Here is a 23,421-nt window from a genome sequence, read left to right as displayed (position 1 = left end):
GGCGCGCACCGATGTCGGAGGCTCCCGGCAAGCTGAAGGACATGGATGCCGGGACCTTCGCCTTCGTGGCCGTGATCATGCTCGCCATCGGCTTCGTCGCCGGCTGGGCGGTGCGCGCGATGCGCGCTGCCGGCGCCGCGACCGACCTCGCCGCGCGCGTCGCCACGGCCGAGACGGTCGCCGCCGCGCTGCGCGATCAGCTCGATCAGCAGGAACGCCGCTACGACGAGACCATGGATCGCGCACGCTTCGACGAGGCCGCCCGCGCCCAGCGCGAGCAGCGCGAGCATGCCGTGCTGCGGGCGCTCGCACCGGTGCAGGAGACTCTGCAGGCGATGCAGCGCAAGGTCGACGCGCTCGAGCACGACCGTCACGAGCAGTACGGGTCGCTGACCGAGCAGCTGCGCCGCTCGCACGAGGCGGGCGAAGCGCTGCGCACGACGACAGAATCCCTGGCCGGCGCGTTGCGCTCGGGCAGCACCCGGGGTGTCTGGGGCGAGACGCAGCTGCGGCGCGTCGTCGAAGCGGCGGGGCTGACCCGGCACGTGGACTTCGACCTGCAGGCGTCGATCACGACGGACGCGGGCGCCGGTCGGCCCGACATGATCATCCGCCTTCCGGGCGGCAAGGCCCTGGCCGTGGATGCGAAGGTGCCGCTGGACGCGTATCTCGAGGCCACGGCCATCCCGTTCACGGCCCACGGCGCCGAGGGCGAGCGGCGGCGCGGGCTGCTCGAGAAGCACGCGAAGGCGGTGCGGGCGCACGTGGACGCGCTCGCGAAGAAGACGTACTGGGCGGGACTGGAATCCAGCCCAGAGTTCGTCATCTGCTTCCTGCCCAGCGAATCGCTGCTGGCAGCGGCGCTCGACGAGGACGCCGCGCTCCTGGACTACGCGTTCGGCAAGCGGGTCGCCCTCGCGTCGCCGGTCAACCTGTGGGCCGTGCTGAAGACCATCGCGTACACCTGGACGCAGCAGGACGTCTCGCAAGAGGCGCGACGGCTGTTCGACCTGGGCAACGAGCTGTACAGCCGGTTGACCTCGCTCGCATCGCACGCCGACGACCTGCGCCGGGCGATCGAGCGCACCGTCGACAGCTACAACCGGTTCGCGGGCTCGCTCGAATCGCGGGTGCTGGTCAGCGCGCGCCGATTCCCCGGTATCGATCAGACGAAGCTCGACGCGCTTCCCGAGCCGAAGGCTGTGGAGTCGGCGACGCGGCGACTGACGGCGCCCGAGCTGCTAGCTGCAGCCGACCACGAGCAGCCGGTCGTAGCCGCGGACCTGGGAACGCTGCGCGAGCGGATCGACGGTCCGTGACCGCCGGGGATCAGGACGGTCAGTGACCGCCGGGAACCAGGACAGTCGGTGACCGCCGGGAACCAGGACAGTCGGTGACCGCCGGGAACCAGGACAGTCAGTGACCGCCGGGGATCAGGCTGAGCAGGGCGATCGCGGCGCCGGAGACGGCCACGAACGCGCCGATCATCCACCACGCACTGATCTGCTCGCCTTCTTCGTGACGCACTCGGAACAGCACATCGGGACGCCGCGCAGGATCCATCTCGACTTTCGCGTGAGACCCGGTGCGCGAGAGGGCGTCGGCGACGACGGCCTGCGCTCCGGTCCGCTTCTGCGATGCCCCGGTGTCTGCAGCCATGTCCGTCTCCTCCACGCGTGCGGCGATCGAGACGATCGCGGCGCACCGGGTCGATTCTGCCATGGCCGGGCAGGGTTACCGCGCATTCACAGCGACTTCTGTCGCACGCGTCACACGCGTCTCACGCCACTCCGTGTGCGAGCGGAACTCACAGCCACTTCGACGTGAGGTGCTCCGACGAGATGCGGCGCAGCGTGCCTGACGCGCCCCGCAGGACGACGCTCTCGGTGTAGACGTAGCCGCCTTCGCGGCGCACGCCCGCGACCAGTTCGCCGTTCGTGACGCCGGTCGCGACGAACAGCGTGTTGTTGCCGTGCACCAGGTCGTCCGCCTCGTACACGTGCCCGTCGAGCTTGAGCCCGGCGTCGACGCCGCGCTGCTTCTCGTCATCGTCGCGCGGCCACAGCCGCCCTTGGATGTGCCCGCCGAGCGCCTTGATCGCGCAGGCGGTGACGATGCCCTCAGGGCTGCCGCCGACGCCGACGCACATGTCGGTGCGCGCGTTGTGGCGGGCGGCGTTGATGCCGCCGGCGACGTCTCCGTCGCTCATCAGCCGGGTGCCGGCCCCGGCCTCACGGATGTCGTCGATGAGCTGCTCGTGGCGCGGACGGTGCAGCACCGAGACCACCATCTCCGACACCGGCTTGCCCAGCGCCTTGGCCAGGCGGTGGATGTTCTCGGCGATCGGCAGGCGGATGTCGACGACGCCCACACCGGCCGGCCCGGTGACCAGCTTGTCCATGTAGAAGACGCTCGACGCGTCCAGCATGGTGCCCGAGTCCGACACGGCGATGACCGACAGCGCGTTGTTGCGACCCGCCGCCGTCAGCGACGTGCCGTCGATCGGGTCGACGGCGACGTCGCACTGCGGACCCGTGCCGTTGCCCACGTGCTCGCCGTTGAACAGCATCGGGGCGTTGTCCTTCTCGCCTTCGCCGATCACGATCGTCCCGTCGAAGCTCACGGTCGTGAGGAACGCGCGCATCGCGTCGACCGCGGCGCCGTCGGCGGCCTCCTTTCGCCCGCGGCCGATGAACGGCACGGCCCGGATCGCGGCCGCCTCGGTGGCCCGCACCAGCTCGAGCGCCATGTTGCGATCCGGTCGCAGCGGCGTCGAATGATCGAGAGGGGCGTTCGGATCAACCGTGAGACTCACCATGCGGCCAACGATAACCGCCCGCCTGCAGGAACAACAGCGATTACGCCCATGTGAACAAGAAGGAATGACGGTTCTTTCGTACGGGGCATCTCGGACCCGCCTTGGCAGCCCGACCGACTCGTCCGTGGCGACAGGGGCGCTCTTCGCTAGAGTTGGGTGCAATCCACCTCGACCAAGGAGCGCACGCCATGCCCGTCGCCACCCCCGATCAGTACGCCGAGATGCTCGACCGCGCGAAGGCCGGCGGCTTCGCCTATCCCGCGATCAACGTGTCCAGCTCTCAGACGATCAACGCGGTCCTGCAGGGCCTGACCGAGGCGGGCTCGGACGGCATCATCCAGGTCACCACCGGCGGCGCCGACTACTTCGCCGGCCACACGGTGAAGGCCCGCGCCACCGGCGCGCTGGCGTTCGCGCGATACGCCACCGAGGTCGCGAAGAACTACCCGATCACGGTCGCGCTGCACACCGACCACTGCCCGAAGCCTGCGCTCGAGGACTTCGTGCTGCCGCTGATCGCCGCCAGCGAAGAAGAGGTCAAGGCCGGGCGCAACCCGATCTTCCAGTCCCACATGTGGGACGGCTCGGCCGTGCCGCTCGATGAGAACATCGAGATCGCCAAGGAACTGCTGCCCCGTATGAAGAACATCAACGCGATCCTCGAGGTCGAGATCGGGGTCGTCGGCGGCGAAGAGGACGGCGTCAAGCACGAGGGCACCAACGAGGCGCTCTACACGACCGTGGGCGACGTCGCCAAGGCGGTCGAGGCGCTGGGCCTGGGCGAGAACGGCCGCTACATCGCCGCGCTGACGTTCGGCAACGTGCACGGCGTCTACAAGCCGGGCAACGTGAAGCTGCGCCCGGAGCTCCTGGGCGAGATCCAGGCGGGCATCGCCGAGCGGTTCGGCCACGGCCCGAAGCCGCTCGAGCTCGTCTTCCACGGCGGCTCGGGCTCGTCCGATGCGGAGATCGCGCTCGCGGTCTCCAACGGCGTCGTGAAGATGAACGTCGACACCGACACCCAGTACGCCTTCACCCGCGCGGTCGCCGGCTACATGCTCTCCAACTACGACGGAGTGCTCAAGGTCGACGGCGAAGTAGGCAACAAGAAGCAGTATGACCCCCGCGCGTGGGGCAAGATCGCCGAGTCGGCGATGGCCGCGCGCGTCGTCGAGTCCACCCAGCAGCTCGGATCGTACGGCAAGAGCCAGTCGTAACCCGCGCACACGACAGTGGATGCCTCGGCCCGCCGGGTCGAGGCATCCACTGTCTGCGCGTCCATCGTCGCAGTGACGAAAGGGGCGCTCAGCGTCCGATGGAGGTCACGCGCGTGCCGTCGGGGGCCAGCAGCCACCACACGTCGCCGATGCCCTGCCCCTTGATCATGCCGGCGGTCGTGTCGCCGTCGAAGTAGTACAGCGGCCACCCGTCCAGCGTCAGCTGGTGCCCGCCGTCGGGGGCGGGGATCTCGCCGACGGGTGCGGTGATCCCCTCCGCCTTCGGCTGCGTCGAGGTGGTGGTCACCGGCGGCCAGGCCGCCAGACAGTTCGCGTCGCATGTCGTGCTCTTCGCGTTCTGCCGGTCGCCCGCGTACAGATACACGGCGCGGCCCGAGGCATCCGCCACGACCGTCCCGGCGGTCGTGTGCACGGTCTTGAGCACGACGCGCGGACCGGTGTCGGCCGTGCAGCCGGTGACCGCCACGGCGGACAGGGCGAGGCAGGCGGGGACGGCGAGTGCGGTGAGCACGCGGGGAATGCGCATGACTCCAGTCTGCTCCCCTCCCCGGCTCGTCTCGTCCTCGCAGGCCGGTTCGCCGTCATGCGAGGACCGCAGGCCGCTCAGCTGGTGCGCACCTGCAGGTCGTGGCGCATGATCACGGCGCCACCCGACGAGCGGATCTCGACGGCGCCGATGGATGCCACATTCAGCGCGGTCCCCGCGGTCACCCGGGCCCGTTCGCCCGGCAGCGCCCGCCAGGTCGACACCGTGGTGGCCGTGCCGTCCCTGCCGACGACGGCGAGTTCGTAGGTCGCACCGTCCGCCGGGCCGTTGTGGTAGCCGCCGCCGGGGTACAGACAATCCAGATCGATGCGGGTGCCCCAGGCGACGGTCGTCAGCCGCACCGAGGCCTGCAGGGACGCTCCGCCGACGTCCTGCAGTGAGAACGCCGCCGCCGGTTGCGGTGCCAGCTGCACCGAGACCGGCACCGCGATCGCCAGCACGGCGACGATCGCGGCGGCCACGGCGATCACCCACCGGGTGCGCAGGCGCCGACGCGAGCGCCGGCGGTGCAGCGAGGCGATCGCACGCCGTGCGGCCAGCTCGTCCCCGGCGTCGAATGCGCGATCGCCGGCGACGCCGGTGTCCGCGGTGGCGACGGCCGTCACGTCGTCGGCCACGACGTCGGGCGCCGTCGACACGTCGTCGACCTCGCCGCCGCGCACCGCCGAGCCCGCGCCGACCCGGGCGAGCAGTCCCACGGCCGGGGCCAGCTCGAGCACAGCCGCACGGCAGGCGTCGCAGTCCTCCAGGTGCCGCTCGAACGCGGCCCGGTCGGCGGGCGAGAGAGCGCCCAGGACGTATGCCGCGTCCCATTCCGCGTAGATCGCGTGCTCTGCGTTCATCGGGTCACTCCCCTCTCTTGCAGGGCGAGCCGCAGGGCTCGCAGTCCGTAGTGCAGGCGCGACTTGACGGTGCCGTCCGGAATGCCCAGGTCGGCGGCGATCTGGGCGACGCTGCATCCGCGGTAGTAGGCGGCCACGATCACCGCGCGGTGGTCCTCGCTCAGGTCGCGCAGCGCCTCTTCGACCAGCAGCGCCTCGAACAAGCGGTCGGTGTCGTCCTCCACGCCATGGTCGGGAGGGTCCGCGACCGCGTGCTCGTGGCGTCGGCGCGCGCTGCGCGCATCGTCGATCACGAGGTGCCGGGCGACGGTGATCATCCACGCCCGGGTCGTCGACGGATCCTGCTCCAGGATGCGCGGCGTCCGCCACGCGCGCAGCAGCGTCTCCTGCACGACGTCGTCGGCGCCGGCACGATCGCCCGTCAGCGACACGACGTAGCGCCACACCGGCCGCGCATGCGCGTCGTACAGCGCGGTGAGCTGCGCGTCGACGCGTGACGCTTCGTTCTCGCGCGGTGGCATCCGTCACCTCCTCGAAGAGAGCACGAGACCGCGGCCCGATCGGTTCACGTCATGCCGGAGCGCACCGTGGCCGGGTCCGTTCCTCCCGAGTATGCGCCGATCAGGAGGAACTGTGCGTCAACGTGGACAGATAGTGCACGTACGCCGGATCGGCCATCAGGGGGGTCAGCAGGATGAATGCCACCGCGAAGCCCGTGATCACCGCTCCGACGATCGGGATCCACCACGAGACGCGGCCGCGCCGCAGCACCAGCAGCGAGATCGCCAGGGTCAGCAGGTAGCCGACGGCGAGCACGACCGCGGCGATGTTCCCCCACATCTGGGCCTCGGGCGTCGCGGCGAACGTGCCCGATACGCCCATCATCTTGTACTCGGCGTTCATGAACACCGGCAGGTCCAGCAGCGCGAACACTCCCATCGCGACGTTGAGGGCCCCGAAGGCCAGCAGCACGACCGTGACGATGCGGTTGACCATCGCGCCCGGCCGCACGGTCTGCGTCGGGGGCGCGGCGGGCGAACCCGGCAGGACGGGGGCGACGGGCGGTGCCGACGTCGGCGGCGACGGGTGCTGGATGCGCGCGCGCTGCTCGGCCGGGGTCGCATACTCGCCGTACTGCGGCCGCGGCCGCGGGTCGGGCGCCCGATCATGGCCGTGCTCGCGACGGGACTCGGTCATCGACGGCCTCCTCGAGCGTGGTCGTCCGCGGCTCCCGGGGTGCGCAGCTCCTTCGGCAGCGAGAACATCAGATCCTCCTCGGCCGTGCGCACCTCGTCCACGTCGCCGTACCCGGCCTCGGCCAGAGCCGCGAGCACGCCGCGCACGAGGTCGTCCGGCACCGAGGCGCCGCTCGTGACGCCGACGGTCGCAACACCCTCCAGCCACTCCTGCCGGATCTCGTCGGCGTCGTCGATGCGGTGCGCCGCCCTCGCGCCGTGCTGCAGCGCCACCTCGGCGAGTCGCACCGTGTTCGACGAGTTCGCCGAGCCCACCACGAGCACCAGCTCGGCGTCGCGGGCGATCTTCTTCACCGCCACCTGACGGTTCTGCGTGGCATAGCAGATGTCGTCCGTGGGCGGGTCCTGCAGATGCGGGAACCGCTCGCGCAGCCGGCGCACGGTCTGCATCGTCTCGTCCACCGACAGCGTCGTCTGCGACAGCCACACGACCTTCTCGGGGTCGCGGACCTGCACCGTGTCGGCCTCCTCGGGCGAGTTCACCACGGTCACGTGCGCGGGCGCCTCGCCGGCGGTGCCCTCGACCTCTTCGTGCCCGGTGTGCCCGATCAGCAGGATCTCGTAGTCGTCGCGGGCGAAGCGCACGGCCTCGCGATGCACCTTCGTCACGAGCGGGCAGGTCGCGTCGATCGCCTGCAGACCGCGCAGGGCCGCGGCATCCTTCACCGCCGGTGCCACCCCGTGTGCGCTGAAGACGACGTGCGCGCCCTCGGGCACCTCGTCGACCTCGTCGACGAAGACCGCTCCCTTGCCCTCGAGCTCGGTGACGACGTGGATGTTGTGCACGATCTGCTTGCGCACGTACACGGGGGCGCCGTAGCGCTCCAGCGCCCGCTCGACCGTGATCACCGCGCGGTCCACACCGGCGCAGTATCCCCGGGGCGCTGCCAGCAGCACCCGCTTGTGTCCGTGCGCCGGGATATCCTGGAGCGGCTCGGTGCGCGCCGTGCGGCCGGGAACGCGGGGCACGGGCAGGCGGACGGCGGTGTTGCTCACCCTTCCGATTCTAGGGACCGAGGCCTGCGAAAGGCCTCAGTGCGAACCGGCCCGGCCGACCCGCTGTGCGCGGGAGCGGATCCGCGACGGAAGGACCACATGACCACGTTCCGCCCCGACGAGGGCCCCGGGCAGCCGCCCGCCGACAGCGTGCATCCGCGCGAGTCCCGCCCCGACGCGCCGACCTCGGTGTCGCGGCTGAACGAGACCATCCACGGATTCGTCGAGCGCTGGGGCTCGGTGTGGGTCGAGGGCGAGCTCACGTCGTGGAACGTGCGCGCCGGCGCCGTGTACGGGCGGTTGAAGGATATCGGCGTCGACGCGACGCTGTCGTTCCGGCTGTGGTCGAGCACGCGTGCGCGCCTGACCGACGATCTGAAGGTCGGCGACCGGGTCGTCGCATGTGTGAAGGCCGATTACTACGCGAAGGGCGGCGACTTCACGTTCGCGGTGTCGCAGATGCGCCGCGCCGGCCTGGGCGACCAGCTCGAACGGCTCGAGCGGCTGCGCGTCCAGCTGCGCTCCGAGGGCCTGTTCGACCCCGCGCGCAAGAAGCGGATCCCGTTTCTGCCGCATTGCATCGGCCTGATCACGGGCGAGCGCTCCGACGCCGAGAAGGACGTGCACCGCAACGCCGAGCTGCGCTGGCCGCACGTGCGGTTCCGCACCGTGCACGCGGCGGTGCAGGGCGATCGGTGCGTTCCCGAGACGCTCGCGGCGTTGAAGACGCTGGATGCCGACCCCGAGGTCGACGTGATCGTGATCGCGCGCGGGGGCGGCGATCCGCAGACCCTGCTCGGGTTCAGCGACGAGCGACTGCTGCGGGCTGTGGCCGCGGCATCCACCCCCGTCGTCAGCGCCATCGGACATGAGAACGACCATCCGCTGCTGGACGACGTGGCCGACCTGCGCGCGTCCACCCCGACCGACGCCGCCAAACGCGTGGTGCCCGACGTCGGCGAGCAACGAGCGCTGATCGCCCAGCTGCGGGCGCGGCTGACCATGCGCCTGACCACCCGGGTGACGCACGACATCGAGCGACTCGAGCAGCTGCGCACGAGACCCGTGCTGCGCGACCCCGAGTCGATGCTCGCCGGGCGCTCGCAGGACGTCTGGCTGCTCACCGCGCGCGGCCGCGACCTGGTCGACCGCCGGATCCATGCGGGCGAGGGGCGTGTGGCCGAGCTGCGCGCGACGCTGCGGGCGCTCTCCCCCGCCGCGACCCTGGCCCGCGGCTACGCGATCGCGCACCTGGGCGACGGCACGATCGTGCGCGACGCGGCGCAGGCGCCGGCCGGTACGGCGCTGACGGTGACGGTCGACCGGGGCAGCGTCGCGGCCACGTCCGACGGCGAAGTGCCCGAATCGGCGGCGCCGGCAACCGGAACTAAGCTGGACGTATGACCGAGCCGAGCGGATCCGCCGTCGACGTCGCCTCGCTGACCTTCGAGCAGGCGCGCGACGAGCTCGTCGCGGTGGTCGCCGAGCTCGAGCAGGGCGCACCGACCCTCGAGCACTCGCTCGCCCTGTGGGAGCGGGGCGAGGCCCTGGCCGCGCGCTGCGAGCAGTGGCTGCGCGGCGCGAAGGAGCGCCTCGACAGTGCTCGTTCCGACAGCGCTCGTTCCGACGGTGCCCGCTCTCAGACCGAGGCGGACTGATGGCCTCGTCCCCGCGCGTCGTCGCCGAACTCGGCCGCCCCGAGACCGCCGACGAGGCCGCCGCGCGCAAGGCCGAGTCGTCGCGCGTCTACCGCTCCAGCCAGACCGCGCGCAACCTCGTCGCCGCGCTCCTGGCGACGCTGGCGGTCGTGGCCGTCATCGTCATGATCGTCCCCCGCGGCGCGTCGACGCCGCCGCCTGCGGTCGATGTCACGGCGGTCGCCCAGCAGGCGGAGCAGGCGACCGGCGAGACCGTGCTCGTCCCCGACGTCCCCGCAGGCTGGCGAGCCAACGACGCCTCGTTCTCGGCATCCGCGAACCCCACCTGGACCGTCGTGTACGCGACGGGCAAGGATGCCGGATTCCTGCGCGTGGCGCAGGGCTTCGGCGCCGACAGCGCCTGGGACGCGCAGCTGCTGTCCGGCGCAGCCCCTGACGGCACCGTCACGATCGACGGCATCGGCTGGACGCGGTATGCGATCCCCGACCCGTCGCAGGCCGGCAACGTGAGCTACGCGATCGGCACGACCGCCGGCGCCGACCGCATCCTGGTCTACGGCGCGACCGACGCGAAGACCGCGGCCGTCGCCGCGCACGGGCTCACCGACCAGATCACCGCCCTGCGACAGGAGAAGAAGTGACAGAGACCCGCACGCGACTCACCCCACAGGCTGCCTGGGACCGACTCGCCGCCGGCAACGGCCGGTTCGTCGAAGGCACCGTGCTGCACCCGCGCCAGAGCGCGGACCGCCGCCGCGAGCTGACCGACGGACAGCACCCGCACGCGGTGGTCTTCGGCTGCTCCGACTCGCGCCCGGCGTCCGAGATCGTCTTCGACGAGGGCCTGGGCGACATGTTCGTGGTGCGAAACGCCGGTCAGGTGGTCTCGAACTCGGCGCTGGGCAGCATTGAATTCGCCGTGGCGGTCCTGGACGTGCCGCTGCTGGTCGTGCTGAGCCACGAAGCCTGCGGGGCCGTCCGCGCCGCGATCGACAGCACCCGGGAGGACGCCCCCGAGCTGCCCGCGCAGATCTGGCGGCTGATCGCCCCGATCGTGCCCACCGTGCACCGGATCGCCCGCGCGGCGCACACCGCTCCCGCCGCCGCCGATGCCGACGAGGTCGGCCGCGAGCACCTGCGCGAGACGGTCGCCGAGCTGTTGCAGGCATCCCCGATCGTCTCCGACGCCGTCGCCTCGGGCCGCCTGGGCATCGTCGGGGCGATCTACCGCCTGGGCGAGGGCACCACCGTCCCGCACGTCGTCGAAGGCCCCATCTCGATCCCCGGGCTGTGAGCCCCACCCCGTCCGCGTTCAGGAGGAACGACGAAGTGACTGACATCGAATACCGCATCGAGCACGACACCATGGGCGAGGTCCGGGTGCCGGCATCCGCCCTGTACGGCGCGCAGACGCAGCGTGCGGTGGAGAACTTCCCGATCTCGGGCAAGGGGCTCGAGTCGACGCAGATCGCGGCCCTGGCGCGCATCAAGAAGGCCGCCGCGCTGGCGAACAAGAGCCTGGGCGTGCTCGACGCCGGCATCGCCGATGCGATCGCCGCCGCCGCCGACGAGGTCATCACCGGCGCGCACGATGACCAATTCCCCGTCGACACGTATCAGACCGGTTCGGGCACGAGCTCGAACATGAACATGAACGAGGTGCTGGCCACTCTCGCGACGCAGCGTCTGGGTGCCGCCGTGCACCCGAACGACCATGTGAACGCGTCGCAGTCGTCGAACGACGTCTTCCCGACCTCGGTGCACATCGCCGTCACCCAGGCGCTCATCGACGATCTGATCCCGGCCCTCGACCACCTCGCGGTCGCCTTCGAGGCGAAGGCCGAGCTGTGGAAGGATGCCGTCAAGTCCGGCCGGACGCACCTCATGGACGCGACCCCGGTGACGCTGGGGCAGGAGTTCGGCGGTTACGCCCGCCAGATGCGGCTGGGCATCGAGCGCGTGCGCGCCGCCCTCCCCCGCGTCGGCGAGATCCCGCTGGGCGGAACCGCGGTCGGCACCGGCATCAACACGCCGCTCGGATTCCCACAGAAGGTCATCGAGCTGCTCGCGGCCGAGACCGAGCTGCCGATCGTCGAAGCCAAGGATCACTTCGAGGCGCAGGCGAACCGCGACGGCCTGGTCGAGGCATCCGGCGCCCTGCGCACGATCGCCGTCTCGCTGACGAAGATCAACAACGACCTGCGCTGGATGGGTTCGGGCCCCAACACCGGCCTGGGCGAACTGCACATCCCCGACCTGCAGCCCGGGTCGTCGATCATGCCCGGCAAGGTCAACCCGGTGATCCCCGAGGCGACCCTCATGGTGTGCGCGCGCGTGATCGGCAACGACGCGACGGTCGCGTGGGCCGGCGCCTCGGGCGCGTTCGAGCTCAACGTCGCGATCCCGGTCATGGGCACCGCCCTGCTGGAGTCGATCCGGCTGCTGGCCAACGCGATCCGCGTCCTGGCCGACAAGACCGTCGACGGCCTCGAGGCGAACATCGAGCGCGCCGCCGCCTTCGCCGGCATGTCGCCGTCGATCGTCACCCCGCTGAACAAGATCATCGGGTACGAGGCGGCGGCCAAGATCGCCAAGCACGCGATCGCCAAGGGCATCACGGTGCGCGAGGCCGTCGTCGACCTCGGCTACGTCGAGCGCGGCGAAATCACCGAGGATCAGCTGGACGCCAAGCTCGACGTGCTGTCGATGACGCACGCCGGCTGAGGCGTCCCGCAGGCAGCCAGGCGATAATGGCGTGGTGCATCGTGCGCATCGCCCCGTCTCAGCGCGCACCCGGATCCTGGGTGCGATCCTCGCCGTCGCCGTCGTCGGCCTCGCCGTCGTCGGCGGCGTGACGTTCGTGGTGCAGCGCGAGCGCGTGATCGCGAGCGTCGACCAGCGCCTGAAGACCCAGGTGGCAGCGCTGCGCACCGTGGCCGCGACCGGCGGCGGCGCGCCGAGCGATGCCGGATCCGGGTCCGCGGCGACGGTGACCGAAGAGCTCGACCCGACCGACTTCACGTCGGTCTCGGCCTACCTGCGCGCCGCGGTGGCGCGCCTGGTGCCCGCGCAGAATGAGGCGGCCGTGGCGATCGTGGACGGACGGGCCCGGTACCGCCCGTCCACGCTCAGCGGCTTCGACATCTCGCGGCAGAAGGCTCTCATCACGCGCGCGTGGGACGAGGCCGAGAAGGCGAAGACCTCGGTCATGGGCACGGCCGGCACGGCGGAGGGCGCGCTGAGGTACATCGCCGTGCCGATCACGATGCCGGGCGACGCCACGAACGGCGTGTATCTGCGGGCGGTGAATCTCGACGACGAGCTGCAGCCGGTGACCGCCTCGATCCTCACCTACGCGGTCGCGGCGCTGATCATGGTCGCCGCGATCGGCGGCGTGGGCTGGTTCGTCGCAGGACGTCTGCTCTCGCCGATCCGGCATCTGCGCGAGACCGCCGACGCCATCACCCTCGCCGACTTCGGCGCGCGGCTGCCCGCCGACGGCGACGACGACATCTCCGACCTCACGCGCACGGTCAACTCCATGCTCGACCGGCTCGAGGGCTCGGTCGACGTGCAGCGGCAGCTGCTGGACGACGTGCGCCATGAGTTGAAGACGCCGATCACGATCGTGCGCGGTCACCTGGAGCTGATGGATGCCACGGACCCGGACGATGTGGCCAGCACACGCGCCCTCGGCATCGCCGAGCTCGACCGGATGACCCGTCTCGTGCAGGACATCGATCTGCTGGCGGCCGTCGAGGGCGGCGAGCAGTTCGAGATGCGCGAGGTCTCGATCGCCGACCTCACCCGCCGTCTCGGCGAACTGGTCGCCGTGATCCCCGGGCATGGCTGGGATGTCGAGGCCACCGCCGACGTTCGCATCAACGGCGATCCGGACCGGCTGCTGCAGGCGTGGCTGCAGCTGGCCGACAACGCGTCCAAGTACACGCCCCCGGGCGCCCCCGTGCACGTGGGCAGCGTCGCAACCGTCGACGAGGTCCGGCTGTGGGTGCGCGACCACGGGCCCGGCATCCCGGCGGCCGCCCGCCGTCGCATCTTCCGCCGATTCGACCGCGCCGGCGGCAAGCGTTCCGTGGGCGGCTCGGGCCTCGGCCTTGCCATCGTGGACGCGATCGTGAAAGCGCACGGGGGCAGCTGCGAGGTCGGTGACACCCCGGGCGGCGGGGCGACGTTCACGATCCGCGTCCCGGTGCAGACCGGCTCCGCCGCACTCCCCCGCCCCGTTCGCGCGGGCGACGTCCTTCTGCAGAGAGAGGCCGCTGAATGACCCGGATCCTGATCGCCGAGGACGAGCCCTCGATCTCTGCGTTCGTGCAGCGGGGACTGAAGTCCGCCGGCTACGACACCGTGATCGCCGAGGAGGGCGATCGCGCTCTCGAGCTCGCGCTCAGCGGCGACGTCGACCTCGTCCTGCTCGACATCGGCCTGCCTGTGATGGACGGCTTCGAGGTGCTGCGGGCGGTGCGCGCCGCCGGTTCCGCCGTCCCGGTGATCATGCTCACGGCCCGGACCAGCACCCGCGACACCGTGGAGGGGCTCGAAGGCGGCGCGAACGACTACGTCCCGAAGCCCTTCACGTTCGAAGAGCTGCTCGCGCGCGTACGCCGCCGCCTGACCGACTCCGCTCCACGGCCTTCGTACGCCCTCTCCCGCGACGACGTCGAGCTCGACCTGCTGGCGCGGCGCATCAGCGTCGGCGGGCGCGAGGTCGATCTCTCAGCGCGCGAGTTCACCCTGGCCGAGCAGTTCCTGCGCCACCCCGGCGAAGTGCTCACCCGCGAGTGGCTGCTCAGCGAGGTGTGGGGCATGAACTTCGACCCGGGCTCGAACGTCGTCGACGTATACGTCCGGTATCTGCGCGGCAAGCTCGGGCACGATCGGATCACCACCGTGCGCGGCGTCGGCTACCGCTGGGAGTGATGCAGAAAGCCCCCGGCGTCGGGGAAACACCGGGGGCTGGGATCGGGTGGGCGCTGGGGTCGCCCACCCGTTCAATCGCCGCTGTCTGGGGAACGGGACGATTGTTTCTGCCATCCGTCCCAGGTACGGGGATGAACCTGGTCGGACGTCTCGACCGCCTTTCGGGCGGAATCCTGTAACTGCCGGCTCGCGCGCCGCAGCTGCACGCTCATCTCGGAGCGCCACTGCTGGGCACGGCGCAGCAGGTCCTGCGCGTTGTCGTCGGCGCTCTGGCCGATCTGACCCTTTCGGGCACCCTGGTCGTTCTGGCCCTGGTCGTTCTGGCCCTGGCCGTTCTGGCCCTGGTCGTTCTGGCCCTGGCCGTTCCCGCTCTGTCCGCCACGACGCGCGTCGTCGCCGGCGGAGCCGGCACGCCGCCCGGTCTGGCTCGGTGTCGATGAACCGCCCGTGGCGTTCCTCGCCGCGGAGGCCGACGGGCGTGCCACAGGCCGCTGCGCGGGCTGCTCTGAGATCTCCTGGGCGTCGGGGGCGGGGACCGTGACCGGACCTGTCCTGGTCTCGCCGGCCGTCGAGGCCGCTGCGGTGGGCAGCGTGTGTCCGGGCACCACGATCGCCGCGTCCGCCAGCGGCGTGCCCGCGCGGTCGGCCAGCGCCGCGGCGCTGGTGATGCCGATCACGGACGCGACCGCCACGGTCACTGCGACAGCGGCGCCGCCGCCGGCGACGAGTGCCGCTCGAGCGTCCACATCCCACCTCTCCGGCGCACGACGATCGTGCGCTCCTCTATGGTGCCCCCTTTCGCACCGGGCACGGCATCGAGGGGGTGAGACTCTTCTCATGCGGTGGCGGGCATACGGGCGGCCGTGCGGTCTCATGACGCCCTCAGGACAGCTCCTCGCCCTCCAGCAGATCCGTCACCAGCGCGGCGATCTGGGACCGCTCCGACCGCGTCAGGGTCACATGCGCGAACAGGTCGTGGCCCTTCAGGGTCTCGATGACCGACGCGACGCCGTCGTGCCGGCCCACCCGCAGGTTGTCGCGCTGGCCGACGTCGTGCGTGAGCACCACGCGCGAGTTCTGCCCGATGCGGCTGAGCACGGTCAGCAGCACATTGCGCTCCAGGGACTGCGCCTCGTCGACGACGACGAATGCATCGTGCAGGGACCGGCCGCGGATGTGGGTCAGCGGCAGCACTTCGAGGATGCCGCGGGCCATGACCTCTTCGATGACGTTCGCCGACACGACCGAGCCGAGGGTGTCGTACACGGCCTGGCCCCACGGGTTCATCTTCTCCTGCTGGTCGCCGGGCAGGTAGCCGAGCTCCTGGCCGCCGACGGCGAACAGGGGCCGGAACACGATGATGCGCCGCTGCTGCTGCCGCTCCAGCACGGCCTCCAGCCCCGCACACAGGGCCAGGGCCGACTTGCCGGTGCCCGCCCGGCCGCCGAGCGAGACGATGCCCACGTCGGGGTCCAGCAGCAGATCGATCGCTATCCGCTGTTCGGCACTGCGCCCGTGCAGCCCGAACGCCTCACGGTCGCCGCGGACGAGCCGGTACTCGCCGTCGCCGGTGACCCGGCCGAGCGCCGAGCCGCGCTCGGAGTGGATGACCAGCCCGGTGTTCACCGGCAGCCCCTTCACGTCGTCGCCGACGCCGATCTCGGTCTCGTACAGGTCGCTCATCTCGTCGCCCGAGATGTCCAGCTCGGCGATACCGGTCCAGCCGGAGTCCACCGCCTGCTCGGCAAGGTACTCTTCTGCGCTGATCCCCAAAGACGCGGCCTTGACCCGCATCGGCAGATCCTTCGAAACGACCGTGACGCGCTGACCGTCGTCCATCAGGTGCATCGCCACGGAGAGGATGCGCGTGTCGTTGTCGCCCAGGCGAAGCCCAGCGGGCAGGACCGAGGCATCCGTGTTCGACAGCTCGACCCGAAGCGTCCCCCCGTGACCGACCGGCACCGGGAAGTCCAGCCGGCCGTGCTCGATCCGCAGCTCGTCGAGGTGCCGCAGCGCCCGGCGAGCGAAGTACCCGAGCTCGGGATCGTGCCGCTTGCCCTCGAGCTCGGTGATCACCACGACGGGGATCACGACGGAATGCTCGGCGAACCGGAAGAACGCCCGCGGATCGCTCAGCAGCACCGACGTGTCCAGCACGTAGGTGCGCAGATCCTGATCGAGGTCCTCGATCATCGCGTCGACGTCGTCCGGCTCCAGCCCGACCGTGGCCCGGTTCTGCTGTGATGCCCGTGTGGTCATGACCCGCTCCCCCATCCGGGACCGAAGTCCCAGGAGTCCCGTGTCGGCCGTGGGCCACGAGTCGCGATCCGATTGGCCGACCCGATCGGGCGACTTGCCCGATGCCATGACCGTATGACGCGCAGGCGCGCACGCGCGCGCTCGACACGCGAAACAGCGGGTTAACGGACCCGGACCGATCCGGTCACCAGGACCCCGCCGCCGCGAACCCGGCGAGCGCGTCGCCGAGCAGCATCAGCGTGTCCTCGCCGGTGCCCGCATGCACCGCGAGGCGGATGAGCCCGGCGCGCGCGGTGAACGCGACACCGCGATTGACCAGGGCCGCCGCCAGCGACGCGGCGCCGGCCGGCGACGGCGCCAGCGCGACGATGCCGGCGCGCCGGGTGCGGTCGGCGGGCGTGACGACCGGCACGCCGTAGCGTTCGGCCAGGAACAGGACCTCGTCTGCGCGGTCGCCCACGGCCCGGGCGATCCCGGCGACCCCGGCGGCCTGCACCTCGCCCAGCGCTGTGGCCAGGCGCCCGGCCGCGAGCTGATCGGGCGCGGTCACCCCGTACGCGCGGGCAGTCGGCGCGGGAGCGGGCACGCCGTCCAGCGGCAGACCGCCGTCGACGCCGGCGAAGCCCGACAGCACCGGTTCGATGCGGGCCCGGGCGCGATCGCCGAACCGCGCCCACCCGGTGCCGCGACCGGCCCGCAGCCACTTGTACCCGTTGCCGCAGACGACGTCGGCCGCCGCGTAGTCGGCGTCCACGACGCCGAACGCCTGGATCGCGTCGACGATCAGCAGCCGATCCCCGATGACGTCGCGCAGCCCGGACAGGTCGGCGAGGTAGCCGGTGCGGAAGTCGACGAGGCTCACGGCCACGGCCGTGGTCTCGTCGGTGAGCGCGGCGGCGACCGCGTCGACGCCGACCTGGCCGCCCTCGGGCTCGAACCACTGCACCCCGAGGTCCGCCCGCAGCGCGGCTGCCCGCGCCGCGGTCACCGACAGGCTCGGGAACTCGGCGCGCGAGACCAGAACCCGACCGCTGAGCCCGTACATGGCCTGCATCAGGCCGTACGACGTCGACGGCTGCAGGACGACCTCGTCCGCCGCGCAGCCCAGCAGCGTCGCCAGCCGTCCACGCGCCTCGTCGGCGCGAGACGAGACCAGATCGATGCTCGCCCGCCGGCCGGTGCCGAACAGTTCGGTGTCACCGTGCGTCTCGGAGCGCACCGCCCCCGACAGCGGCCCGAATGCCGCCCAGTCGAGATACCCCGGCTCGATGTCGAACGACGCCAGGTACGACTCAAGATCGGTCACGACGTCATTCTGGCACGCGGCCCCGACCTCGGTTCCGCCGGCGTTCTGCCCGGCTCAACCCCCGAAGCGCCGATCTCGGTCGGCGAAGTCGCGGATCGCGCGCAGGAAGTCGACCTCGCGCAGGTCGGGTCCGAGCGCTTCGACGAAGTAGAACTCGCTGTGCGCGGACTGCCAGAGCAGGAAGTCGCTCAGCCGCTGCTCGCCCGAGGTGCGGATCACCAGATCCGGATCGGGCTGGCCGCCGGTGTACAGGTGCTCGCCGATCTGCTCCGGGGTCAGGCTCGCCGCCAGCTCTTCGAGCGTCCCGCCGCGCTCGTCGTGCTGCTGGATGATGCTGCGCACCGCGTCGACGATCTCGCCGCGGCCGCCGTATCCGACCGCGAGGTTGACGTGCAGTCCGGTGTTCTCGCGCGTGCGCTCCTGTGCGTCGGCGAGCACACGGGCCAGGTCCGGCGGCAGCCCCTCGGTGCGCCCGACGTGCTGGACCCGCCAGTCGCGGGCATGCGACAGGCTGTCGGCGAGCTCGGCGATGATCTCGATGAGGTCGGAGATCTCGGCGGCGGTGCGCTTTCGGATGTTGTCGAGCGAGAGCAGGTAGAGCGAGACCACGCGCACGCCGATGTCGTCGCACCATTCCAGGAACTCGCGCATCTTCGCGGCGCCCGCGCGATGGCCCTCCGCGGCCGAGGGATACCCGAGCTGCCGCGCCCAGCGCCGGTTCCCGTCGATCATCATCGCGACGTGTGCAGGCACCGAGGCCGGGTCGATATGGCGCCGCAGCCGTCCGATGTACAGCCGATAGAGCGGGCCTTGGCCCCGGACCGACCGCGCAGACGTCACCCTCCAAAGGTACCGCGCGACGGCTATGTTCCGACGGCGGCATGCGACCACGCCTAGGCTCGTGAAGGTGAGCCGCCCACCCCGCCCCGAACAGACCCCGGCTTCGGCCGCGCCCGGCACGGGTGCCGCGATGCCCCAGCTCCCCCTGCTGGACGCTGCGGCCGTGGACGCGCAGACCGAGATCAAGCCGACGTGGCGCGGATGGATCCACGCCGCCACCTTCCCGGTCGCCGTCGCGGCGGGCATCGTGCTGATCGTGCTGGCCCACGGCACCCCGGCGAAGTGGTCGGCCGCCGTGTTCATGGCCACCTCGCTGCTGCTGTTCGGCAACTCGGCGCTGTATCACCGCTTCTCGTGGCGCCCGACCACCAAGGCCGTACTCAAGCGCATCGACCACGCGAACATCCTGCTGCTGATCGCCGGCACGTACACGCCGCTGTCGGTCCTGGCCCTGCCCACCGCGCAGACCGTCACGATCCTGTCGATCGTGTGGGGCGGGGCCGTGCTCGGCATCGTGTTCCGGGTGTTCTGGATCAACGCGCCGCGCTGGCTCTACGTCGCGCTCTACCTCGCGCTCGGCTGGGCGGCGGTCATGTACATCGTGCCCTTGTTCCACGCGAACACGGCGATGATGACGCTCGTGGTGATCGGCGGCCTGCTGTACACGATCGGGGCGGTCGTCTACGCGCTCAAGCGCCCGAACCCCTGGCCCGGCGCGTTCGGGTTCCACGAGATCTTCCACGTGTGCACCGTGCTCGCATTCCTGTGCCACTGGACCGCGTCGCTGCTGATCGCCCTGCATCCCGTCTTCCACGTGGGCTGACGGCGGGCACGGGGACCGAGGCCGACCAGGCCGACAGGCCTGACCCCGAACCACCGGGTCGGATCACCGGGTTCCGCGGTCGTCGCCCGACGCGTCCACGTCCTCGTCGTCGACGTCGGTGGCCGCCACGGCGGCATCGCCTTCGCGCTGCTGCGCGTCCAGCTCCTCCTGCACCTGCGCTCGATACCGGGCGCGACGGATGCGGCGCATCATGTCCCACAGCAGGAACGCGACCGCCACGGCCAGCAGCGCGATCGCGACGAACCCCCACACACCGGGATTGACCGTATCGGCCGGCGGGCCGGTCGGCGTGGGGCTGGGCGTGGCGGCGGCGAGAGCCCTCCCGGCGAAGACCCCGAAGGCGGCGATCGCAGCGTGCATTTTTCCTCATTCCGCGCGGAGCGCATAGCCTGGAATCCCAGCCTATTCCCCCGACGGAGCCGTGATGACAACGCAGCAGATGCTCGACGAGCGCTACGGCCGGGGCGGCTCCGCCCGCCGGCGGCTGTGGACATGGATCGTGATCGGGGCGGTGGCCGTGGTCGCCGTCGGCCTGCTGTCGTGGGGCACGATCGCCAACACCGTGAACGCCGCGGACGCCACCGCCACCGCCTACCAGGTCGTCGACGCGCACACTGTGACCGTCGACTTCCAGGTCACCGCGCCCGTGGGCGCGAAGACGGTCTGCGTGCTCGAGGCCGACGACTCCGACCACGGCATCGTCGGCTGGCTCGTGGTGGAGCTGCCGGCCTCCACCGGCCACACGCACGCGTACACCAAGGCCGTACCCACGGTCGGCGAGGCCACCACCGGTTTGGTGAACTCGTGCTGGGTGGCATAGGGTTTCGACCAGAGACAGACGCCCTGGCCGGTGCCGGGGCGTTTTGCCATATCCCCGCAGACCCCTCAACAGAAGGAGAGACGACGTGTCTGAAGATGCTCCGGTGACCTTCCTCACGCAGGAGGCCCACGACCGTCTCGCTGCCGAGCTCGAGCAGCTCTCGACCACCGGTCGGGAGGAGATCGCGAAGCGCATCGAGGCGGCGCGCGAAGAGGGCGACCTGAAGGAGAACGGCGGCTACCACGCCGCAAAGGACGAGCAGGGCAAGCAGGAGGCGCGCATCCGCACGCTGCAGGACCTGCTCAAGCACGCCGTCGTCGGCGAGGCTCCCGAGAGCAACGGCGTCGTGGAGTCGGGGACGGTCGTGACCGCGATCGTCGCCGGCGGCGAAGAGGTGTTCCTGCTGGGCAGCCGCGAGATCGCCGCGAACAGCGAACTCGACGTGTACAGCGAGGCGTCGCCCCTGGGCACCGCGATCCTGGGCCTGAAGGAGGGCGAGAAGACCTCGTACACGGCCCCCAACGGGCGTGACATCGCCGTCGAGGTCGTGAAGGTCGAGACCTACTCGGGCCAATGACCCGCAGCCGGGTCCGGCCCGTCAGTCCTCGACGACCGTCGGGTCGAACCCGGCCGACCGCAGGGTCTCGATCACCCGCGCCCGGTGCTCCGCGCCGCGGGTCTCGACGCTCAGCTGCAGCACCACTTCGCTGATCTGCATGCCCTGGCCGTGCCGGGTGTGCAGCACCTCGACGACGTTCGCGCCCGCCTGGGCGAGCAGCTCTGAGACCTGCGCGAGCTGACCGGGGCGGTCGGGCAGCCCGATCCGCAACGACATGTAGCGGCCGGATGCCGCGAGCCCGTGTGCGACGACGCGCTGCAGCAGCAGCGGGTCGATGTTGCCGCCGGACAGGATCACCGCGGTCGTGCCGGTCGCCTGCACCTTGCCCTCGAGGATCGCGGCGACCCCGACCGCGCCCGCAGGCTCCACGACCTGCTTCGCACGCTCGAGCAGCACCAGCAGGGCGCGTGCGATGTCGTCCTCGGTGACCGTGACGACCTCGTCGACGACGTCCCGGATGATCTCGAACGGGATGTCGCCGGGCCGGGCGACGGCGATGCCGTCGGCGATCGTGGGCGTGGTTGCCACCTGCACCGGATGCCCGGCCTGCAGCGAGGCCGGGTATGCGGCCGAATTGGCCGCCTGCACGCCGATCACCCGCACGGTGCGACCGGCGGCCGCGGCGCGCGCCTTCACGGCCGCTCCCACGCCGGCGATCAGACCGCCCCCGCCGATGCCCACGATGACGGTGTCGAGGTCGGGCAGCGCGTCCCACAGCTCGAGGCCGAGGGTCCCCTGGCCGACGATGACGTCGCGGTGGTCGAACGGGTGGATCAGCACCGCCCCGGTGCGCTCGGCGAACTCGGCCGCCAAGCGCAGCGGCGTCTCGACGGTGGCCCCTTCGAGCACGACGTCGGCGCCGTAGCCGCGGGTGGCCAGGAGCTTGGGCACCGGTACGCCCAGCGGCATGAAGATCGTCGCGGGGATGCCGAGCTGCTGTGCGGCAAGGGCGACGCCCTGTGCGTGGTTGCCCGCCGAGGCCGCTACGACGCCGCGCGCCCGCTCGCCTTCGGTGAGCCGGGAAAGACGGTAGCTCGCGCCGCGGATCTTGAACGAGCCGGTGCGCTGCAGGTTCTCGAGCTTGAGGTGCACGGGCACGCCCAGAAGGTCGGTCAGGTGCAGGGACTGATCGATGGGGGTGCGCGTGATGACGCCACGCAGCGTCGCCGCCGCGTCTTCGAACTCGGCGAGCGTGGGTGCGGTCATGCGCGCCCCTTCCTGGTGCGGGGCACCGTGTTCCAGATGAGATCGGCGGCGGCGAAGTCGCCGTCGTCCTGCCAGCCGCGGCGGCTGAGATACACCGCCACGACGTTGACGAAAGCGGCCAGCGGCACGGCGAACAGCGCCCCGGGGATGCCGGCGATCATGGCTCCCCCGGCGACCACGAGGACGACCGCCAGCGGGTGGACCTTGACGGCCGAGCCCATCAGCAGCGGCTGCAGGATGTGGCCTTCGAGCTGCTGCACGCCCAGGACGACCACAAGCATCCACAGCGCGATCCACCAGCCGTTGTAGACGAGGGCGAGGAAGACGGCCACGGCGCCGGTGACGACCGCCCCGACGATCGGCACGAACGAGCCGAGGAACACCAGCACGGCGACGGGCGCCGCCAGCGGCACTCCCAGCAGGAACGCGCCCAGGCCGATGCCGATCGCGTCGATCGTGGCGACCAGCAGCTGGGTGCGCGCGTAGTTGACGACCGTGCGCCATCCGGCCCGGGCCGCGCCGTCGACGGCCGGCCGTGCCGTGCGCGGGAACAGTCGCGTGGTCCACCGCCAGATGCCGCCGCCGTCGGCGAGCAGGGTCAGCAGGATGAACAGGCTCAGCACGCCGCCGGTGGCGATATGGCCGACCGTGCTGCCGATCGCGAGGGCCCCGGTCCACAAGAGCTCCGCCTGCTGCTGCAGGATCGACCAGGCGCCCGCCAGCAGCGAGTCGATCTGCGCCTCGGTGACCTGCAGGGGGCCGTGGACGAGATAGTCGCGCAGCTGCGCGACCGCCTCGACGGTGCGTCCGCGCACCGAGGCCCACTGCTGGGTGATCTGCCAGATGGCCAGCCAGAGCAGGCCAGCCACGATCGCGATCGTGCCGATCACCGAGATGACGATGGCCAGCCATCGCGGCATGCGCCGCCGCAGCATCCAGGAGAACACCGGCCACAGCAGTGCGGTGATCAGGATCGCCACCATCAGCGGGATGACGAGCATCTTCAGCTGGATGATGAGCCAGATGCCGAGACCGACCGCCCCGGCGATGACCAGGAACCGCCAGGAGAAGGCCGTGGCGACACGCAGGCCACGTGGAACGGTCGAGGTGATGTCGGTGCTCACCGTGCGGTGTCTCAGGGCGTCCAGGAACGAGCCGCGGGGCTTGTCGTCGGAGTCTGCCACCCGCTCAGTCTACGGGCCGCCTCTCCTCGTCCCCGCCGGTGCGACGA

At 71.2% G+C, this 23,421-nt stretch carries 26 protein-coding genes; 12 read left to right on the top strand and 14 right to left on the bottom strand.

Annotated features, from left to right (window positions below; translation table 11 throughout):
* Positions 1–11 precede the first annotated feature (11 nt).
* Positions 12–1,319, top strand: a complete 1,308-nt coding sequence (locus tag AC3RX0_RS03615) for a DNA recombination protein RmuC (RefSeq protein WP_491504569.1) — start codon at positions 12–14, stop codon at positions 1,317–1,319.
* A 97-nt stretch (positions 1,320–1,416) separates the two neighbouring features.
* Here the strand turns inward: AC3RX0_RS03615 and AC3RX0_RS03610 are convergent, their stop codons facing one another.
* Positions 1,417–1,659, bottom strand: a complete 243-nt coding sequence (locus tag AC3RX0_RS03610) for a UDP-N-acetylmuramyl pentapeptide phosphotransferase (RefSeq protein WP_491504568.1) — start codon at positions 1,657–1,659, stop codon at positions 1,417–1,419.
* Positions 1,660–1,807: 148 nt separating this feature from the next.
* Complete coding sequence (gene glpX, locus AC3RX0_RS03605; protein WP_491504567.1) at positions 1,808–2,818, bottom strand: class II fructose-bisphosphatase; 1,011 nt, start codon at positions 2,816–2,818, stop codon at positions 1,808–1,810.
* Positions 2,819–3,006: 188 nt separating this feature from the next.
* Here glpX and fbaA point away from each other — a divergent pair, with 188 nt between their 5' ends.
* Positions 3,007–4,035: a class II fructose-bisphosphate aldolase gene (gene fbaA / locus AC3RX0_RS03600; protein ID WP_491504566.1), complete on the top strand. Its 1,029-nt coding sequence runs from the start codon at positions 3,007–3,009 to the stop codon at positions 4,033–4,035.
* Positions 4,036–4,123: 88 nt separating this feature from the next.
* Here fbaA and AC3RX0_RS03595 read toward each other — a convergent pair whose 3' ends face one another.
* From AC3RX0_RS03595 to AC3RX0_RS03575, 5 genes are all read right to left on the bottom strand, one after another.
* Positions 4,124–4,582: a COG4315 family predicted lipoprotein gene (locus tag AC3RX0_RS03595; protein WP_491504565.1), complete on the bottom strand. Its 459-nt coding sequence runs from the start codon at positions 4,580–4,582 to the stop codon at positions 4,124–4,126.
* Positions 4,583–4,659: 77 nt separating this feature from the next.
* Positions 4,660–5,445 carry a zf-HC2 domain-containing protein gene (locus AC3RX0_RS03590; RefSeq protein WP_491504564.1) on the bottom strand — a complete coding sequence of 262 codons (786 nt, stop codon included), beginning with the start codon at positions 5,443–5,445 and terminating at the stop codon, positions 4,660–4,662.
* Entirely contained in the window at positions 5,442–5,966 is a 525-nt protein-coding gene (locus AC3RX0_RS03585) for a sigma-70 family RNA polymerase sigma factor (protein WP_491504563.1), read from the bottom strand. The genes AC3RX0_RS03590 and AC3RX0_RS03585 overlap by 4 nt, the downstream gene beginning before the upstream one ends.
* Positions 5,967–6,066: 100 nt before the next feature.
* Positions 6,067–6,642 (bottom strand): DUF6264 family protein, encoded by a 576-nt coding sequence (locus tag AC3RX0_RS03580; protein WP_491504562.1) that lies wholly within the window; start codon positions 6,640–6,642, stop codon positions 6,067–6,069.
* On the bottom strand, positions 6,639–7,697 hold the full coding sequence (locus tag AC3RX0_RS03575; protein ID WP_491504561.1) for a 4-hydroxy-3-methylbut-2-enyl diphosphate reductase: 1,059 nt from the start codon (positions 7,695–7,697) through the stop codon (positions 6,639–6,641). Before AC3RX0_RS03575 ends, AC3RX0_RS03580 begins: the two co-directional genes overlap by 4 nt.
* Before the next feature lie 99 nt (positions 7,698–7,796).
* On the opposite strand from AC3RX0_RS03575, the gene xseA reads away from it, so the two are divergent.
* Genes xseA through AC3RX0_RS03540 form a run of 7 tightly spaced genes read left to right on the top strand, consistent with a single transcriptional unit; the run spans position 7,797 to position 14,296 of the window.
* Positions 7,797–9,101, top strand: coding sequence for an exodeoxyribonuclease VII large subunit (xseA, locus tag AC3RX0_RS03570; protein ID WP_491504560.1), 1,305 nt, complete (start codon positions 7,797–7,799; stop codon positions 9,099–9,101).
* Complete coding sequence (locus AC3RX0_RS03565) at positions 9,098–9,355, top strand: exodeoxyribonuclease VII small subunit (RefSeq protein ID WP_491504559.1); 258 nt, start codon at positions 9,098–9,100, stop codon at positions 9,353–9,355. Before xseA ends, AC3RX0_RS03565 begins: the two co-directional genes overlap by 4 nt.
* A complete protein-coding gene (locus AC3RX0_RS03560) occupies positions 9,355–9,996 on the top strand; it encodes a DUF4245 family protein (protein WP_491504558.1) in 642 nt (213 codons plus the stop codon). Before AC3RX0_RS03565 ends, AC3RX0_RS03560 begins: the two co-directional genes overlap by 1 nt.
* Positions 9,993–10,649 (top strand): carbonic anhydrase, encoded by a 657-nt coding sequence (locus AC3RX0_RS03555; RefSeq protein WP_491504557.1) that lies wholly within the window; start codon positions 9,993–9,995, stop codon positions 10,647–10,649. Before AC3RX0_RS03560 ends, AC3RX0_RS03555 begins: the two co-directional genes overlap by 4 nt.
* 35 nt (positions 10,650–10,684) lie before the next feature.
* Entirely contained in the window at positions 10,685–12,079 is a 1,395-nt protein-coding gene (locus AC3RX0_RS03550; protein ID WP_491504556.1) for a class II fumarate hydratase, read from the top strand.
* A gap of 34 nt (positions 12,080–12,113) precedes the next feature.
* Complete coding sequence (locus tag AC3RX0_RS03545; RefSeq protein WP_491504555.1) at positions 12,114–13,643, top strand: sensor histidine kinase; 1,530 nt, start codon at positions 12,114–12,116, stop codon at positions 13,641–13,643.
* The gene (locus AC3RX0_RS03540; protein ID WP_491504554.1) at positions 13,640–14,296 is read left to right on the top strand and encodes a response regulator transcription factor; all 657 of its coding nucleotides are present in this window, start codon (positions 13,640–13,642) and stop codon (positions 14,294–14,296) included. Before AC3RX0_RS03545 ends, AC3RX0_RS03540 begins: the two co-directional genes overlap by 4 nt.
* Before the next feature lie 71 nt (positions 14,297–14,367).
* Here the strand turns inward: AC3RX0_RS03540 and AC3RX0_RS03535 are convergent, their stop codons facing one another.
* The 4 genes from AC3RX0_RS03535 to AC3RX0_RS03520 form a co-directional block, all read right to left on the bottom strand.
* Positions 14,368–15,042 carry a hypothetical protein gene (locus AC3RX0_RS03535; RefSeq protein WP_491504553.1) on the bottom strand — a complete coding sequence of 225 codons (675 nt, stop codon included), beginning with the start codon at positions 15,040–15,042 and terminating at the stop codon, positions 14,368–14,370.
* A gap of 136 nt (positions 15,043–15,178) precedes the next feature.
* Entirely contained in the window at positions 15,179–16,555 is a 1,377-nt protein-coding gene (phoH2, locus tag AC3RX0_RS03530; RefSeq protein WP_491504552.1) for an RNA 5'-3' helicase PhoH2, read from the bottom strand.
* 184 nt (positions 16,556–16,739) lie between these two features.
* The gene (locus tag AC3RX0_RS03525) at positions 16,740–17,861 is read right to left on the bottom strand and encodes an aminotransferase class V-fold PLP-dependent enzyme (RefSeq protein WP_491504551.1); all 1,122 of its coding nucleotides are present in this window, start codon (positions 17,859–17,861) and stop codon (positions 16,740–16,742) included.
* 54 nt (positions 17,862–17,915) lie between these two features.
* Positions 17,916–18,701: an isoprenyl transferase gene (locus tag AC3RX0_RS03520; RefSeq protein WP_491504550.1), complete on the bottom strand. Its 786-nt coding sequence runs from the start codon at positions 18,699–18,701 to the stop codon at positions 17,916–17,918.
* A 130-nt stretch (positions 18,702–18,831) separates the two neighbouring features.
* Between AC3RX0_RS03520 and trhA the strand changes: the two genes are divergently transcribed.
* Complete coding sequence (gene trhA, locus AC3RX0_RS03515) at positions 18,832–19,524, top strand: PAQR family membrane homeostasis protein TrhA (RefSeq protein ID WP_491504549.1); 693 nt, start codon at positions 18,832–18,834, stop codon at positions 19,522–19,524.
* A 63-nt stretch (positions 19,525–19,587) separates the two neighbouring features.
* On the opposite strand, the gene AC3RX0_RS03510 is transcribed toward trhA, so the two are convergent.
* Positions 19,588–19,905, bottom strand: a complete 318-nt coding sequence (locus tag AC3RX0_RS03510) for a hypothetical protein (protein ID WP_491504548.1) — start codon at positions 19,903–19,905, stop codon at positions 19,588–19,590.
* A 64-nt stretch (positions 19,906–19,969) separates the two neighbouring features.
* Here AC3RX0_RS03510 and AC3RX0_RS03505 point away from each other — a divergent pair, with 64 nt between their 5' ends.
* Positions 19,970–20,365 (top strand): DUF4307 domain-containing protein, encoded by a 396-nt coding sequence (locus AC3RX0_RS03505; protein WP_491504547.1) that lies wholly within the window; start codon positions 19,970–19,972, stop codon positions 20,363–20,365.
* A gap of 85 nt (positions 20,366–20,450) precedes the next feature.
* Positions 20,451–20,942: a transcription elongation factor GreA gene (greA, locus tag AC3RX0_RS03500; protein ID WP_491504546.1), complete on the top strand. Its 492-nt coding sequence runs from the start codon at positions 20,451–20,453 to the stop codon at positions 20,940–20,942.
* 21 nt (positions 20,943–20,963) lie between these two features.
* Here the strand turns inward: greA and ilvA are convergent, their stop codons facing one another.
* Both ilvA and AC3RX0_RS03490 read right to left on the bottom strand, forming a co-directional pair.
* On the bottom strand, positions 20,964–22,190 hold the full coding sequence (ilvA, locus tag AC3RX0_RS03495; protein ID WP_491504545.1) for a threonine ammonia-lyase: 1,227 nt from the start codon (positions 22,188–22,190) through the stop codon (positions 20,964–20,966).
* On the bottom strand, positions 22,187–23,374 hold the full coding sequence (locus AC3RX0_RS03490; RefSeq protein WP_491504544.1) for an AI-2E family transporter: 1,188 nt from the start codon (positions 23,372–23,374) through the stop codon (positions 22,187–22,189). Before AC3RX0_RS03490 ends, ilvA begins: the two co-directional genes overlap by 4 nt.
* Positions 23,375–23,421 lie beyond the last annotated feature (47 nt).

The sequence above is a fragment of the Microbacterium sp. W1-4-2 genome, from assembly GCF_058349885.2.
This window is presented reverse-complemented; position numbering and strand designations above follow the sequence as displayed.